Origin of the sequence: Roseibium sp. SCP15 (genome assembly GCF_040329435.1) — a bacterium.
Taxonomy (GTDB): domain Bacteria; phylum Pseudomonadota; class Alphaproteobacteria; order Rhizobiales; family Stappiaceae; genus Roseibium.
This window is the reverse complement of the sequence record NZ_JBDZYI010000003.1, coordinates 430,489-446,553: the sequence shown is the minus strand read 5'-3', so window position 1 is coordinate 446,553 and position 16,065 is coordinate 430,489. Positions and strand designations below refer to the sequence as shown.

At 57.1% G+C, this 16,065-nt stretch carries 13 protein-coding genes; 5 read left to right on the top strand and 8 right to left on the bottom strand.

From position 1 onward, the window contains the following. Positions 1 to 40 precede the first annotated feature (40 nt). The 5 genes from ABLO27_RS15945 to flgF all read right to left on the bottom strand — a co-directional run bounded on the left by ABLO27_RS15945 (position 41) and on the right by flgF (position 4,333). Positions 41 to 850, bottom strand: a complete 810-nt coding sequence (locus ABLO27_RS15945) for a lytic murein transglycosylase (protein WP_353033924.1) — start codon at positions 848 to 850, stop codon at positions 41 to 43. A 191-nt stretch (positions 851 to 1,041) separates the two neighbouring features. Then, positions 1,042 to 1,791: a flagellar basal body L-ring protein FlgH gene (flgH, locus tag ABLO27_RS15940; protein ID WP_353033923.1), complete on the bottom strand. Its 750-nt coding sequence runs from the start codon at positions 1,789 to 1,791 to the stop codon at positions 1,042 to 1,044. After that, complete coding sequence (flgA, locus tag ABLO27_RS15935; RefSeq protein WP_353033922.1) at positions 1,791 to 2,771, bottom strand: flagellar basal body P-ring formation chaperone FlgA; 981 nt, start codon at positions 2,769 to 2,771, stop codon at positions 1,791 to 1,793. Before flgA ends, flgH begins: the two co-directional genes overlap by 1 nt. An 18-nt stretch (positions 2,772 to 2,789) precedes the next feature. After that, a complete protein-coding gene (flgG, locus tag ABLO27_RS15930) occupies positions 2,790 to 3,572 on the bottom strand; it encodes a flagellar basal-body rod protein FlgG (protein ID WP_353033921.1) in 783 nt (260 codons plus the stop codon). 20 nt (positions 3,573 to 3,592) lie between these two features. Next, positions 3,593 to 4,333 (bottom strand): flagellar basal-body rod protein FlgF, encoded by a 741-nt coding sequence (flgF, locus tag ABLO27_RS15925; RefSeq protein ID WP_353033920.1) that lies wholly within the window; start codon positions 4,331 to 4,333, stop codon positions 3,593 to 3,595. A 276-nt stretch (positions 4,334 to 4,609) separates the two neighbouring features. Between flgF and ABLO27_RS15920 the strand changes: the two genes are divergently transcribed. The 5 genes from ABLO27_RS15920 (at position 4,610) to ABLO27_RS15900 (ending at position 12,007) form a co-directional block, all read left to right on the top strand. Beyond that, complete coding sequence (locus tag ABLO27_RS15920) at positions 4,610 to 5,119, top strand: flagellar basal body-associated FliL family protein (protein WP_353033919.1); 510 nt, start codon at positions 4,610 to 4,612, stop codon at positions 5,117 to 5,119. 50 nt (positions 5,120 to 5,169) lie between these two features. After that, positions 5,170 to 6,366: a flagellar motor switch protein FliM gene (gene fliM, locus ABLO27_RS15915; RefSeq protein ID WP_352945585.1), complete on the top strand. Its 1,197-nt coding sequence runs from the start codon at positions 5,170 to 5,172 to the stop codon at positions 6,364 to 6,366. Further along, positions 6,363 to 6,938, top strand: coding sequence for a DUF6468 domain-containing protein (locus ABLO27_RS15910; protein WP_353033918.1), 576 nt, complete (start codon positions 6,363 to 6,365; stop codon positions 6,936 to 6,938). Before fliM ends, ABLO27_RS15910 begins: the two co-directional genes overlap by 4 nt. Then, positions 6,935 to 7,642, top strand: a complete 708-nt coding sequence (locus ABLO27_RS15905; RefSeq protein WP_353033917.1) for a MotE family protein — start codon at positions 6,935 to 6,937, stop codon at positions 7,640 to 7,642. Before ABLO27_RS15910 ends, ABLO27_RS15905 begins: the two co-directional genes overlap by 4 nt. 159 nt (positions 7,643 to 7,801) lie before the next feature. Then, positions 7,802 to 12,007, top strand: coding sequence for a tetratricopeptide repeat protein (locus ABLO27_RS15900; RefSeq protein WP_353033916.1), 4,206 nt, complete (start codon positions 7,802 to 7,804; stop codon positions 12,005 to 12,007). Between the two features lie 10 nt (positions 12,008 to 12,017). Here the strand turns inward: ABLO27_RS15900 and ABLO27_RS15895 are convergent, their stop codons facing one another. The 3 genes from ABLO27_RS15895 to ABLO27_RS15885 all read right to left on the bottom strand — a co-directional run bounded on the left by ABLO27_RS15895 (position 12,018) and on the right by ABLO27_RS15885 (position 15,692). After that, complete coding sequence (locus ABLO27_RS15895) at positions 12,018 to 13,091, bottom strand: DUF2336 domain-containing protein (protein WP_353033915.1); 1,074 nt, start codon at positions 13,089 to 13,091, stop codon at positions 12,018 to 12,020. 253 nt (positions 13,092 to 13,344) lie between these two features. Then, the gene (fliP, locus tag ABLO27_RS15890; RefSeq protein WP_353033914.1) at positions 13,345 to 14,112 is read right to left on the bottom strand and encodes a flagellar type III secretion system pore protein FliP; all 768 of its coding nucleotides are present in this window, start codon (positions 14,110 to 14,112) and stop codon (positions 13,345 to 13,347) included. Next, positions 14,112 to 15,692 (bottom strand): flagellar biosynthetic protein FliO, encoded by a 1,581-nt coding sequence (locus tag ABLO27_RS15885; protein WP_353033913.1) that lies wholly within the window; start codon positions 15,690 to 15,692, stop codon positions 14,112 to 14,114. Before ABLO27_RS15885 ends, fliP begins: the two co-directional genes overlap by 1 nt. Positions 15,693 to 16,065: the final 373 nt, after the last annotated feature.

Genomic DNA, 16,065 nt, shown 5'->3' with positions numbered 1-16,065 from the left:
AGAATTCCAGGAGTTCCGATCTGTATCGAGACTTCTTTGTTTATCCCTGTCCGCTTATCTTTGAGGCCATGATGGAGATGGTCTGAACATAGACGCTTGCCTTGTTCCACTCTCTCAGGACCCGGTAGTTGGCAGTGCCCGGCCCCCAAGCCTGACCGCGGCGCCAGCCTTTTTTCGCCAGATAGTTTGCGGTTGATGCCAGGACGTCGGGAACCGACCGGATCAGATCGCGGCGGCCATCGCGGTCGTAATCAACCGCATAGCGCACATAGGAGGAAGCCAGAAACTGCGTCTGGCCGATCTCTCCGGCCCATGCGCCGCGCATCTCCGCCGGTGACATGTCTCGGCGTTGCACGATTATGAGCGCGCTGACCAGTTCATTGGTGAAGAACGCCGAGCGGCGGCAGTCGTAGGCAAGTGTGGCAAGCGACTGAAGCACCGGCATGTTTCCGAGATAACCGCCATAGTTGGTTTCGAGACCCCAAATCGCAAGAATCACGGGAGCCGGGACGCCGTATTTTCGTTCGATACTGTTGAACAGGCGCGCGTAGTTCTGGCCAAGCTTCTGACCCCGGCGGATCATCGCGTTGTTTACGCGCTTGGCGTAAAACTGCTTGAAACTGAGCTTGAAGGACTTCTGGTTGCGGTCCAGCCTGACCACCTTCTTGCTGTACTTCACGTTTTGAAGCGCCGATTGGACAACTCTGGGATTCAGGCCATATCTTCCGGCATTGGCAATGAAGGCATCTCGCCAGGCGGTGAAACCTGCCGGGCCATTGCCACAACTGGCTGCGGATACGGCTGATGTTATCAGAAACTGTCCAAGGAAAACCAAAATCAAAATGCGCATGGCGACCTGCCGGATTGAGAAACCAATACCTCATTGTATCTAAAATTGACGCAACGTCATCAGTGATTTGGAAATGAGAACGGGTACGGCACTCGGGGAGCGAGACACCGTACCCGTCGTCAGCCGCAGCAGGTTGAGCTTCTAGAACACTCTGCCTGCTGCTGGCCGGGGGACTGTAAACCCTGTCTGGATCAGAAGGGGAGGAGGATATCCAGGACCTGATTGCCAACGCGAGGTTGCTGAACATCCGTGATCTGACCACGGCCGCCGTAACCGATGCGGGCTTCGGCAATCTGTTCGCTGGCAATCCGGTTGTTGGCTGTGATGTCTTCAGGTCTGACGATACCGGCAACAATCAGTTCGCGGACTTCATAATTCACGCGAACCTCCTGTCGACCTTCGATGACCATATTGCCGTTTGGCAGAACCTGGGTGACGACAGCTGCAATGTTGGTCTGAAGAGTTTCTTCCCGGTCAACCTTGCCGGCTCCTGCGAAACTGGAGTTGCTGTTGACGTTTGCGAGGTCGCTTGCCGCCATACCGGCAGGAAGGAATACCGTATCGATGGCAGTGCCGAGCGCACCGCCGACACCCGAACCATTGGTCTCGGTCCGGCTGCGATCGGTGTTGTTTTCGATCTCTGCCTTGTCATCGATCGTCACGACGACGGTCAGGATGTCACCCACGCGGCTTGCGCGTTGATCCTTGAAAAAGGCTCTGCTTCCCGACTGCCAGAGGGAGTTGGGGTTGTAGTGTGCCTGTTGCGGTTCGGGCATCGGCATCTGGACCGGCCTGTATCCGGGCGTAGTGGTCGGATCCTGTATGGCGTTCAATGCAGGCTGCTGTCCGACATTCGCAAGTCTTTCAGGAGTGCCGCATCCCGCAGCGAGAGCGGCCAGTGCAATGCTAGCCAGAAGGTGCTTTGGAAAGGAAGTCGGCATTAGTTGGTCTCGCTGTTCAGGCTTGCGACAATTGGATTGGCAGTGTGAACACGCACATGGCCGCGGGAGATGATGGTGGCCGGCACGATCCGCCGGGACTGAAGGTTCATGACGTCAATCACATCGCCCTTGGCACCTTCGTCCAAAGCCTGGGCCCTGGACGTGAGCTTCATGCCGGGCATCAGGAAGGTGACGGTGATTTTTTCGCCACGTTCAATCAGCACCGGGTGCTGGAAGTCCTTGCGGGCGAGGGGGGCGTTGGCGCGCATGTTCGTCCGTGCCTGTTTGCCGACGATACCTGCAGGATCCGTAACAGCACCGGAGGGCACGTTCTTGCGTGTCAGGCGGACGGTGATCAGATCGTCTTCCTTGAGAATGTCGCCGCGCCGAAGCGGTTGAGCCAAGGCGACTACCTGGACCATTTCGATAGCAACACCGGAGAAGGTCAGGGTTTTGGTGCCATGTTCGGCTGCAACGGAAGCAAAGACTGTGAAACGTCCCGTTGACTTGGACCAGTCAACACTGTCAACCCGGATCGGGTCCTGAACTTTCGGATCGGCAAGGACGCGGTCGGGAGCCTGCAGCAGCTTGACGTCGAGCAATTCCGGATCAATGCCGGCGTTTCTTTGTGCAAGTGCAGCACGAACAAGACCTTCCAGCTCGTCCCGTTCGATCTTTGTCGCGCCCCGGTGAACAACCACGGTTCTCAGGCCATCGGTTCCCGCCAGATCCAGTCCGGCGGCACGGGCGCGCTCTGCCACGAGGTTCGCCGGAACATTGCCCGAAGTTCCCATGTCCGGTGAACGGAAAAGGGGCTTGGATGCCAGGAGGCCTGCGTTGGAATAAAAGTCGCCGACCGTTACGACGTCTGAAAGCGTCATGACCTGGGAGCGAAGCACGGGGCGCTCGTCAGCCACTGCAAAGGTGGTTGCAAATCCCATCAGAGCCAGGGTGACGATTGTTTTGAACAGATGTCTCATTTTGTCAGCCTCCCTGTGTTAGCGGAGGTTTGTGGTGGTGGAGTACATTTCGTCTGCGGCCTGGATGATCTGGGAATTCATCTCATAGGCGCGCTGGGCCGAGATCAGGTCGGCAATTTCCGTCACCGCATCCACGTTGGCCATTTCCAGGAAGTACTGCTGGAGGCTACCGAAGCCATTGTCGCTTGGATTGCCGGTTTCCGGCGCGCCACTGGCATCGGTTTCCAGGAACAGGTTGTCACCGATTGCTTCAAGGCCTGCCTTGTTCACAAAGCGCGCGAGCTGGACCTGGCCGAGTTGAACGGTATTGCCGGCCTGGTCGACGCCCTGGACTTCGCCTGTGTTGGAAATGGTGATGTCCTGCGTCGTCTCCGGAATGGTGATGCCTGGATTGACCGCGTAACCGTCAACCGTCACCAGCTGCCCGTTTGCGTCGCGCTCGAACGATCCGTCCCGGGTATAGCCGGTGGTGCCGTCCGGCAGATCGATCTGGAAGAAGCCTTCACCGCGGACCGCGACGTCCAGTTCCTTGCCGGTCTGTTCGAGGGAACCCTGGGACATGATGCGAGCAGTCGAGGCAATCTTGACGCCGGAGCCGATCTGAATGCCTGTCGGAACGATCGTACCGGTGTCGGATGTCTCCGTGCCCATGCGGCGCAGGTTCTGGTAGAGCAGGTCCTGGAAATCCGCGCGCTGCTTCTTGAAACCGGTCGTGCGCATGTTGGCTACGTTGTTCGAGATGACCTCGACGTTCAGTTCCTGAGCCTTCATGCCGGTCGCGGCGATATGGAGTGCTTTCATCGTCTTAAGTCCTTAACCGGTTAGGCTTGAATACGGCCGAGTGTCGAAATCGCCTGCTGACGAAGTTCGTCCAGGTCTTTCACCAATTTCGAAGTGGCGTCATAGGCACGGGTAACTTCGATGAGCCGGGTGACTTCAGAAACGCCTGAGACGTTCGAGCCTTCAACCGCACCCTGGATGATGCGGGCATCTGCGACCTGTAAGGGGTTTTCACCCTTGAACATCGTGTCGCCGATTTTCTCCAGCGTGCGGGTATCGTCGAAATTCACAACACGGATTTTTCCGCGAATGCCAAGTTCGGTTGCGATCGTACCGTCTGCGGCGATTTCAATCAGTCCGTCTTCGCGGGTAAAGGTAATGGGGCCGGCATCGGTCAAGACAGGGCGTCCGTTTGAAGTGATAAGCTGACCAGTGGCATCGAGCTGGAAGGCTCCGCTTCTAGTATAGGCTTCGGTGCCATCGTCCATCTGCACAACGAAGAAGCCTTCGCTGTTCAACGCCAGATCGAATTCGTTTTCTGTTAGATTGATCGTCCCGGGCTCGAAATTGGTCCGAGTGGTGAACATGTCCACATAGGAAATTTCGCGATCCGCCGGCTCAAATGCGGTGCCATCGGCAAACGGCATGATGTACTCGACGAAGGACATGTCCTGTGACTTGAAACCACTCGTGTTGATGTTCGCCATGTTGTTGGCGATCACGTCGAGATGATTCCGCAAGATCGATTGCCTGGATAAGGCGACTAGCTGAGCGTTCTCCATACGAACGGTTCCCTTTGCTCCCCGATGAGCTGGCCAGTCTCCCCAGACCTGCGAGCTCGTTAAGGTTAATGCACACGGCGTGCCAGTTTTTAAATCCTTGGGAAATCTGGGTAAAAATCAAAACGGGAGGGTGCGTGCGGCAAGAGATTCCGGCAGAAGTTAACCACTTGGCAATTTTTGCCGGGTGACTCGCGTTAATGGGCTGGTAACCATTCGTTAACCATTAACTCTTTAGTAATAATTAGCGCGCGTGCGCTAACTGAAGCGGGGTGCGGAATGGCTGACGAAAACGCCGCAGCTGGTGATGAGGCCGAAGAAGGGGCCGAAGCGTCTGCTGGTGGCAAGAAGAAGCTGTTTCTGTTCGGTGGTATCGGTCTGGTGGTTCTGCTTGTTGCAGGTGGAGCGGCTTATTACTTTCTGATGGGTTCAGATGCGCCGATGCCTTCTCCGGATGGCGGTGATGCTCCTGTCGAGGTTCAAAAGCCGGTCGTGTTTTACGATCTGCCGGAAATGACGGTGAATTTGGCGACGGACGGGCGCACGACCTATCTCAAGGTCAGGATTGCGCTGGAAGTCGAGAACCGGGCGATGATCGATCAGATCCAACCGTTTCTGCCGCGTATTCTGGATGCGTTCCAGATCTACTTGCGCGAACTACGCCCCGCGGACCTGGAAGGGTCTGCCGGTCTGTTCCGTTTGAAGGAAGAATTGCTCAGGCGGATCAATTTGTCGGTTTATCCGGCGAAGGTTGAGGGGGTCCTGTTCAAGGAGATCCTTGTACAGTGATGGAATGAATGGCTAACGTCGACGACGATGATGATCTGTCCGAAGAGGACATGGCCGACGCCTGGGGCGCTGCTCTTGCCGAGCAAGGAGCCGGCGGCGATGACGATGAAGATCTAGCCGCCGCCTGGGGTGCGGCTCTTGAAGAGCAGGGTGCCGGAAGTTCCGACGACATGGCGGCTCAATGGGCTGCGATGATCGACGACAGCGAGCCCGATCTGGAGAATGCGACCCGCGGCGCAGACCGTGTCCTGAACCAGGAGGAAATCGACAACCTCCTTGGCTTTAATATCGAGGACACGATTGCTGGCGACCAAAGTGGTATCCGAGCGCTCATCAACTCGGCGATGGTTTCCTACGAGCGTCTGCCGATGCTCGAAATCGTGTTTGACCGTCTTGTTCGCTTGACGACGACATCGCTTCGCAATTTCACGTCCGACAACGTTGAAGTGTCTCTGGATTCCATCAGTTCGGTGCGTTTCGGCGATTATCTGAACTCCATTCCCTTGCCTGCCATTCTTGGTGTCTTCAAGGCTGAGGAATGGGATGGCTTCGGTCTGATAACCGTGGAATCGAGCCTGATCTATTCGATCATTGACGTTTTGCTCGGTGGAGGGCGCGGTACCTCGGCCGTACGTGTTGAAGGGCGACCTTATACAACGATCGAAACCGGTCTCGTGCAACAGATGGTGTCCTTGATTCTGCAGGACGCAGAACAGGCATTCGCGCCTCTGTCTCCGGTTCACTTCAATCTCGAACGTCTTGAGACCAACCCGCGTTTTGCGGCGATTTCCCGCCCGGCGAACGCGGCCATTCTTGTCGAGCTGCGCATCGACATGGAAGATCGGGGCGGCTCGGTCGAGATCATGATGCCGTATGCAACTCTGGAGCCGATCCGCGATCTGCTGCTCCAGATGTTCATGGGTGAGAAATTCGGCCGCGATCCGATCTGGGAAGGGCACCTGGCAACCGAGATTCATGCCGCCGAAATCGAAGTCGATGCGGTATTGCACGAAACCTATCTGCCGCTGGGCCGGGTTCTCAGCCTCGACATAGGGCAAACGCTGGTGTTCGACGTCGATCCTGCCGATCCCGTGACAATCAAATGCGGCAACGTTCCGCTGACCGAAGGAACGCTCGGCAAGGTCGAGGATTCCATCGCCATCCGTGTCGCAAAGAATTTGCGCAAGCCCAAAATGACCCTGGCTGCTTTCGAGCGCGCCATGCAAAACGAAATGGAGCAACCATGAGCACTTTGCCACTCGGAATGATCATTGAAGGGCTGGTCGCGGTTCTGTTGCTGATTACAATCGGTTACTGCTGGATGCTGAACAAGCGGTTGCAGCGTCTGCGTGCCGACGAACAGGTTTTGCGGGCAACGATTTCGGAACTGATGACGGCAACGGAAATTGCCGAGCGTGCAATCCTGGGATTGAAAACGACTGCCGCCGAGGCGGACAAGACACTGGGTTCACGTCTCAAGCAGGCGGAGACCATGTCCCAGACCCTTGCAGAGCAGGTGGGCGAAGGAGAGAAAATCTTCACCCGGATCACGCAGATCGCCGAGGCGGCACGTTCCGCAGCAACCCATCGCGAAGCTGCCAGCCAGAACGAAGCATATTCAGCGCAATCTCAAAGCGAGGCGCCGGCCTATGCCCAGCAGCCGGCAAGTTATGCCCCAGCAGGAGCTTATCCGGCACAGCAGCCGCAGGTGGAACCAGAGCGGAAACGGTCGAGCCGTGCATCGGATATCCGTAGCGCAGCGGCCGAAGCGACGGCGCGTCTTGAGCAGTTCCGCAGACGAAACGGTGCCGCCGCATGAATTTGAGACTGCTGCCATTGCTGGGAATTTCGGCGAGCGCTCTGCTCGCCTTGAAGTTGCTTGGCCTCACGCTGGGGCCAGACAGCGGCAAGCTTCCCATCAATGGCGCAGTTGCTCAAGAAACACCTGCCGATGGCGAAGCCCCGGTGGAAATGGCCGCAGACGGTGGGCCTCCTCCTCCTGGTGGAGGCGATCTGCCGGAGCAACCTGTTTTGCCTGACAGTCTCGAAATTGGCGGATCTGCTGCCGAGCGCGCAGTGCTGGAAAGCCTGGGCAAACGAAGAGAGTCTCTTCAGGCACAGGAAGGGCAGCTGGACCTGCGCGAAAAATTGTTGCAGGCCACCGAGGAGCGCATTCAAAAACGTGTCGATGAGCTGAAGAAGCTGGAAGAGCGCATTGAAGCGGCGGTTGAAGAGAAGAAAAGGCAGGAAGAAAACGAAATTGCCGGACTGGTTACCATGTATGAAAGCATGAAGCCCAAGGACGCCGCCCGCATCTTTGACCGTCTGAGCCTGCCGATCCTTCTGAAGGTGGTGAGGCAAATGAAACCGCGGAAAATGGCCGATGTTCTGGCGAAGATGTCTCCGGAAGCAGCTGAACGACTGACAGTGGCGATTGCCAGCAATTCTTCGGCTCCAGCCGACCCGGCCCAACCCATGCAAGCCTCGGCTCCGGACATGCTGCCGAAGATCCCGTCAAATTGAGGGAATAGTGCGGATTTTTAAGGAACGCGTAAGGGCACGTTAACGACACCCAACTAACAATAGCGTGTTGTCGCCATCCGAGGACTGAACGACTTGCCGGGACCACTCCTGACCATCTGGAAAAGTTGCGGATCTGCCGTCAAAGGCAGAGGGAGACCATTGGCGCGTTTGATTGCGGCCTTCTGGGTGTGCGCCGTCTGTCTTGTGGCGCTGTCGCAGGTTTCAGTTCAGGCACAAACGCTTGAGCCGGTGGACCTGGACGTCATTCCAGAGGAAGGTTACGGGCGTATCGTTCTGACCTTCAAGGATCGCACGCTCCTGCCGATCTACGACGCTGTCATTACTGGAGGCGTCCTGCGAATTTCATTTGAGGAGCCGGTCGACATCAATGTCGATGATGTCCCGCTCGACCTCGGCAAATACGTCACCATTGCGCGCCGTGACCCTGACGGCAGCGCCATTCGCTTTGCGCTGAAAAATCAGTTCCAGATCAATACTCTTGAAGCCGGCGAGAAGCTGTTCGTCGACATCCTGCCGATGGATTGGCAGGGCCTGCCTCCCGGACTGCCGGACGATGTGGTGCGTGAACTGGCCAAGCGTGCGGAAGCTGCCATGCGCAAGGTCCGGGCGCTCGAACAGGCTCGCCTCAAAGCCCAGGAAGGTCCGGAAGTAACCCTTCATGTGGGTGAACACCCGACCTTCACGCGGTTGGTGTTCGATTGGTCGATCAAGTTCGATACTGCATTTGTGCGCGAAAACGACATCGTCAAACTGACTTTTAATCATCCGGCTCAGTTGGATATCTCGCATCTCAGGGCTCATCTGCCACAAGGCGTGATCGACGCGACTTCGTTTTTGGACAAAGGGAAGCTGAAGTTCCTGATGCGCGTCGAGCCTTCGGTTGACATCCGCGCGTTCCGGGAAGAGCAGACCTATGTGATCGATGTGACGCCAGAGAACATGCAGCCGAATGATCCGGCCAATGCATTGATCAACAAGGAGCTGTCTGTCGCGGACAATGAGAACCGCAAGGACATGATCACGGCTCCGGGATTGCGTGATACGCGCGAGGTCAAAGACCCACGCGGATTGCCGGCCGACAGCAAGACAGTTTCCGCAGGTGGTGGCGTTCTGAAGGAAAGCCGTGCGGACGAAGCTCCTGCTTATACTGTGGTGCCGCTCGGTGGGGCGAAAAACGACGAAGAAGCAAGGTCTTCCTCTGTCGTCAATCCCGAGGCGGAGGGCGCTCAGGTTGCGGTAGCCGCAGGTGAAGTGCTTGATGACGAGACAAACGGCGAGGACTTGTCCAGCGGGCGCGACGTCGCAATGGTGCCGCGAACCAAACCGGATGGTCTTGCACAAGCTCCACCAGGGGCAGAGATTGTCGTAACGCAGGAAAATGCCATCACGACCGCTCCGGCGGTCGAAACGCTTCCTGCGCCGGAGCTTCTTGTCGCGACCGCCGGTGACAACGCCGACGACCTCATCACATCCGCGATTGCCGCTTCAGGTGCCGAGGAGGCTGCAGCTGGTGCGGACACGCAGGAGAGCATCGTTGTTGCACAGGCCGGTCCTGGTGCACTGCCGCTGACTGATGTCGGTCCCGATGAAGGGGAGATTGTCCGGCGCGCTCCAATGCTCGATCTTTCAAAACAGCAAGTCGGGTCCTCTCAAGATCAGTCCTCCAACGGTACAGAGGCAAGCAACGGCATTCCAACCTTGCAGCCTGCACAGGACCCGGCCAAGGGCAGTGATGAAACCGCGCCGCTTCAGGCGGCCCCTGTCCGGATCGAGAACAATCCATCCTTCGGCAGCAGCGAGGTACCGGCGGGTATTCAGTTGCCAAACAGACCAGACGCTGAGCCGGAGATCTGGCGCGCAAACGGTGGACAGGAGCTGGATCAGTTGCCGCCATCACCCGAGCAGCCACCTGAGAGTTTTGCCGCAGAAGTTCGGAATTTCGTTTCTGCCGAAGCCCGACGGATCGGGAACACCGTTCGGGTGGTCTTCCCGTTCTCGGAACCGGTCTCCTCGGCAGTGTTCCGGCGCAACGACAGTATCTGGCTGGTGTTTGACACGGATGCAACGATCGATACCCGTGGCATGATCTCTGCGCTGGCCGAAACCGCAGATACGATCGATGTTCAACAGTTTGACGATTATCAGATTCTCCGGCTGGACCTGAATGACCCGGTTCTGGCGACGGTTGGTGTCGACGGAAACGCCTGGTCGCTGGTGATCGGTGACCTGATCCTGGAGCCGTCCATTCCCTTGCAGCTGGAGCGCACCGTTCGCGGAGACGGTGAATCCGTGTTGCGCGTTCTCTATCAGGATCCGCAGAACATTCGAGAGATTACCGACCCGTTCGTGGGTGACAAGATTTCTCTGATCACCGGCTTCGGGCCACCACGCGGATTGTTGAAGCCTCAGAAGTTTGTTGATCTGGATGCACTGAGTTCAGCTCAGGGTATTGCAGTCGCGGCGAAGTCTGACGGTGTTCAGATGAAAATTCTGGGAGACGACGTCCTGATTGAAAGAGAAGGCGGGCTTGCTCTTTCGAACCGGCATTTGCGCGGCGGCACTGGCGCGTTCAACACGATTGTCGATCCAGAAGAATCCAATTTCATCGAGTTTGTGTCGCTGAGCACGGAGGGGCCCGGAGGATACAGGTCCCGTCTGATGGAATTACAGGACCGATTGTCGAAAGCACCGGAGGGCAAACGACGCAAGCCGCTGATCGCCCTGTCTCGGTTTTACCTTGCACACCAGTTTGCGCAGGAAGCCCTGGGTCTGATGACCTTGGCGCTGGAGGAAGAGCCCGCTCTTGCTGAAGACAGTTCCTTCAACCTGATGATGGGTGCCGCCCAGACAATGGCGGGTCGCCCGGAAGAAGCCTATGACCATCTGAATCGTCCGGATCTCAAGAACAGCCCTGATGCGGCTATCTGGCAGACCATTGTGGATGTGAAGCTGGGCAACTGGACACAGGCGCGAATCGTCATGCCGCGCGGACGGGCGGTGGTCGGTAACTATCCAACGGCGATCCAGACCGAGTTCAAGCTGGCGGCGGCACAGGCGATGGTGGAAGTGAATGACTTCGGCATCGCGAACGGCATGCTCGCCGAGATTGAGCCGAGTGAAGTCACGCGGGCGCAGGCAGCACGCTATGACATTCTGCGCGGCCGGGTTGCCGATGCCTCCGGACGGTCGCAGGAAGCGCTGACCGTGTTTGATCTCGTAACGCGTTCGGATGATCGCCCGCGCTCTGCCGAAGCAGAATACAGAGCCCTGCGTATTCGTTATCGGGATGGCGAATTGAGCGTTGATGAGACCATCGACCGGCTGGCGAGCCTGGCGACATCCTGGCGCGGAGACGAAATCGAGCTGAAGACCCTTCGTTTTCTGTCACAGCTTTATGCAGAGCGTGGCCAATACAGAGAAGCATTCGAGGCCATGAAGTCCGCGGTGCAGGCGGATGCTGACTCAGATACGACGCGCCTGTTGCAGGAGGAGATGAACGGCCTCTTTAATGCTCTGTTCCTTGATGGGAAGGCGGACGAGATTCAGCCCGTCAAGGCTCTCGCGCTTTACTACGATTTCCGGGAGCTGACACCGATTGGTCGCCAGGGTGATGAAATGGTTCGCCTGCTTGCAAAGCGCCTGGTTGAAGTTGACCTGCTCGATCAGGCGACCGAATTGCTACGCCACCAGGTGGACAATCGTCTGAAGGGAGCAGCGCGGGCACAGATCGCATCGGACCTGGCAGCAATCTATCTGATGGATCGCAAACCGGACGAAGCGCTGAGGGTTCTGAACCGGACCCGCCAGGCAAGCCTGCCATCAACGCTTGAGCGCCAGCGCAACATTGTCGAAGCACGGGCACTTACCGAAAACGGCCGGCCGGACCTTGCTCTGGAACTGGTCCGTAACATGCGCGGTACCGATGTCGATCGTTTGCGAGCAGATACGTTCTGGGCTGCTGAGAGCTGGCGCGATGCAGGCGAGCAGCTGGAAGCCATGCACGGATCGCGCTGGTCCGACAACATCCCGCTGGATGATCTGGAGCGCCGGGATATCCTGCGTGCCGGTATTGCCTATTCTCTTGCTGGTGATCAGCTGAGTCTTGAACGCCTGCAGACGAAATACACGAGCAAGATGGCCGACAGCCCGGAAGCTTTCGCCTTTGAAGTTGTCACCCGTCCGGTCGACGCGCAGGGCGTGGAATTTCTTCAGGTCGCCAATCGCCTGGCCGATGTCGACTCTCTTGAGACCTTCCTGAAAGAATACCGCCGACAATACATGTCACCAGGGCGCTCACCCGACCAGGCAGCGGTGGGGAACGGCGCCGACGACGCGGCCGGTTAAACGCCGTCAGTTAACCTGTGGCAGATTTCAGGGCAGGTTGAGAAGCTCTGGACTGTTTGGGCTTTTTCAGTTCAGCCTTGTAACGCATCACCAGCTCCGGAATGGTTCTGGTACTGCGGTCCAGCCATTCGCAACGCGCCTTCAGGAAGTCCCGGTAGGTCTTCTCGTGGATGCCCGTCTGCAACATCAGGCGCATGATGGCTCCATCCGCGTCGGACTTCAGCGTATCGGCAACAACGTCATCAGCAAGATTGATCTTGCGGCTGATCAGCCAGATTGCGGCATCCAGGCGCTCTTCTTCAAAGAGGGTTCTCAAGATGGCATCAAAAGACAGTTCGCCATTGGCAATTTGAATGCTGGCCTCATGACGGGAATAGAAGACGCCATCGAGTTCGATGTCGCCGTCCCGCTCCAGGTCGTCAATCGCCTGGGCCAAGCGGCTCAGGTCACCGGACCGCAGAGCTTTTTCCAGAGGCGGCGGAATGAGCGGACAGTTCGTTTCCAGCACATACATCTGGGTCTCGAGGAAGTCTTCGTCCTTCATTGCACGTTTGGCAATTCCGGAGAGGACTTCGACCTCTGTGTTTGCAAAAATCAGGAGAGCAAGCGTGCCCTTTACCGAGAAAGGGGCATCCAGATTGTCCAGCAGGGCATGGACAACATCCCTGCTGCTTCGGGCAATCAGCGTGTCGGTGATTTCTTCGTTGAGGTCCGAGCGTCGGGCAACCGACAGACGTTTGTTGTTGCCACCGGATTTGGCAATGCGCATCAGAGCCTTTTGGCTCATCATAGGCGAGCATTCGATCACAGGTTCGGACAGATCGTAGTCTTCTTCAGCCAAGCGGTCGGCAAGTTCGGAAATGATACGGTCAGTCTTGGCCAGACGCACGACGAGTTCATACCGAGCCGCCCGATCCAGTTGATCAAAGACGGAGAGCACAATCTTTGAAAAGAGCTCCCGTTCCAACTCCGTCGGGTCATGGTCTTCCGACCGCGCATACTCCCCGACGAGCGTACGGATAAGCTTGGATCTCGCCTCTGGTTCCTTGAGCCTGGCGAGTTTTTCAAGTTGGTCTCTTATCACACTTTACCACTATAAGTTTTGAGGCGTTTCAGCCTCCTAAATCAAAGGCCAATTGTGCCATCGCTATCTTAATATTCTTCTACTTTTGGCGACCGCGGACGCAGGGGATTCCAGTGGATTCGCAAAAAAGTCCAGGCAAGTTCAAGCGATCACGTCGCTCTGTGGCGCAGGTGAACTCTAAGGGCCCTCTGCTTCTGGTCGAAAATTTTGAAGCGAAGCGCCAAAGTGTGTGCGACGCGCATGAAAGAAGAGGCTATCCGCCGCCGAAACTCTTGACCAGGGAGCCTGCCACAAGGTTCCACCCGTCTACGAGGACAAAGAAGATCAGTTTGAAGGGCAGGGAAATGACAACCGGCGGCAACATCATCATACCCATGGACATCAGAACGGACGCGATGACCAGATCGATAATGAGAAACGGCAGATAGAGCAGGAAGCCAATTTCAAATGCCCGTCGCAACTCCGAGATCATGAAAGCCGGGACAAGTGTCGCCATGGAGAGATCATCAGGTCCTTCCGGAGCGTCCTGTCCGGAAAGTTCCTGAAAGAGCGCGAGGTCTTTCTCGCGGACCTGTGACAGCATGAAGCTGCGGAATGGCTCGGATGCCCGCTCATAGGCCTGGTTGAATTCAATGTCGCCGTCGATAAGGGGCTGAACACCGGCGTCATAAGCCGATTGCAGCGTCGGCATCATGATGAATGCCGACAGGAACAAGGCCAGACTGACCATGACCATGTTGGGTGGTGCCGTCTGAAGGCCAATCGCCGATCGGAGCAAGGAAAGCACAACCACGATCCGGGTGAAACTCGTCACCATGACAAGGATCGACGGGGCGAGCGACAGGATCGTCAATAGAATGACGAGTTGGACGGCGCGTTCGGTCAGGCTGGCATCGTCACCGAATCCAACCGAGATTTCCTGAGCGGCGGCTGGGCCTGCCACGAAGACCAGAAGCGCCGAGAGCGCGAACAGCAATAAGGCCAGCTGAGACCAACGCGGCGAGCGAACCTCACATGTCATCAGTTTGGCTGCCCGCCCAGTTCATCCAGCAGTTTTGCCATTTCGTCTTCAATGGGGTTCTTTTCACTCAGGCTCTTTGCCGCCGGAGCTGCGGCCTTGGTCTGTTGTTGCTGTTGCTTCTGGGACTGGGATGCTTCGGCTTCCTTGTCTTCAGTCCTGGAACCTTTGTCCTCATCTGAAGCTGTTTTCTGCGTCGTTTCGTCGGTCTCCTCGATCAGGTCCCCAAGGCCCAGATCCAATTTGACTTCCGGAGCAGAAGTCTCAGGTGACTTGGAAATGCTTTCTGTCTTCGGGTCGACCGACTTGTCCTGTTGAAGCGCTTGAGCCGTGTCACCAGTAGAAGGTGCTGCTGGTCTTGCCGCACTGCCGCTATTGGTTGCCGGCGTGTCTTCAGCGTTTTGTGCCGCCTCTGACGTCTCCGGCTCCGGAGTAGGCTCATTCGGCGCAGGGGATTTAATGTCCGGCGCTTTCACTGAGAAATCTGACGAAGGTGCCGCGGAGATGTCGTCTCCTTCCGGACCTTGGGACGCTGCGCTGGTCGGTTCATCGACGAGAGGCTCGATCTTGTTTTCGGAGGCGCTCGACGAGGCCGTCTTGAACAATGCTGTCTTCGCCCGGGCTGCCGGGCCTGAAGCAGGCGGTGAAATGGAGTGACCACCGTAGGAAGGCCGGTCCTTTGGAGAAAAGGGGCGGGCAATCGGTTTGGCCGGTGTCGAAGGTTTGGTCTCGGGCTTCACGATGACATCAACAGCTGAAGACGTGGAAGCAAGCGCTGGTTTCACATCCGGGGCTGTAGATCTTTCCTCTGCTGGTTCTGCTTCATCGATCTTTTTGTCGGTTGCCGCTTCGCCTTCTGCGGATTTGGTCGTCGCGCGGTTGAACCCGTTTTGCATCGCGGCTCGCAGAAGTTCCGCGGCGCGACCATTTCCGCCGGAACTTTCATCCTTTTTCTCGGTTTTATCTGCGCCGAGGCTCAAGGACGGTTCTCGTTTCTCGAAGGAGCTTCTGCTCCTGGGCAGGGATGCTGCGCTTGGCGCCGCAGGTTCCTTTTCCGCAGAAGTAGGCAATTCTTCGATCTTGGGCGCGGGAGCGGGCGTGGCTTCTGGAGCTGATGGTTCGACGGGTGTTGCGACCGGTGCCGGCGGTGTGACCGGTTCTGCATCAGCCATGCCTTCGCCTGGCCGGAGAGGAATGTCGGGACCGGGAGCCAGCGGGGCCTTGATCGAGGCGCTGCCGGTCTGCGCGGCAACGGGAATGGATCGGTGTGTCGGCAGTGGAGCGTTGCGGACTATGTTTTGTTCAACAACCACGTCGCTCGGGCCACCGATCAGGATCAGGTGTTCCACATTGTCCCGCCGAACAAGAACGAGGCGGCGACGTGTATCGACGGTCGCGCTGTCCATTACTGCAATGCGGGGCTGTCTGCTTCTGCTGTGTGAGACATTTCCGCCCGTCAGGCGCTTGAGGATGAAAATGAACAGACTGAACAGAAGTAAAACAGCCCCGAGCGCCAATATCACAGCGATCGCCTGAGTCACTCCCCCGCTCACGTTGAAAGTTGTTTCAATCCAATCGTACATCTTTTCCTCGTGCCGCCTCTGCCTGCAGTGTCATTGCGCTTGCCGGTTACTTGGAATTTGGGCCTCAAATGAGGAGTTCCGCGCTTATCCCCAGTAAATCGGGGGAAGTCATGGTTCCGAATGTTTGCCCAAAAATCCCTAGTTCTTCCGCATTTCACCGCCGCTTGTATCCGAATGGCGTTTGTCAGGCTGGCTGCTGCTGCTTGCTGTTTCGCTTCGAATCTCACTAGGCCTTTAAGTTAACAGAGGGCGGAAAAATTTGCCTGTCGCGGAAGGTGTTCATTTTGCGAAATGCAAAAGATTGTTGCGCTCTTCCACTGGTTTTTGAAGGGTTTGCGATATGGCGCTACGTAAGCGTTAACCATTCATTAAC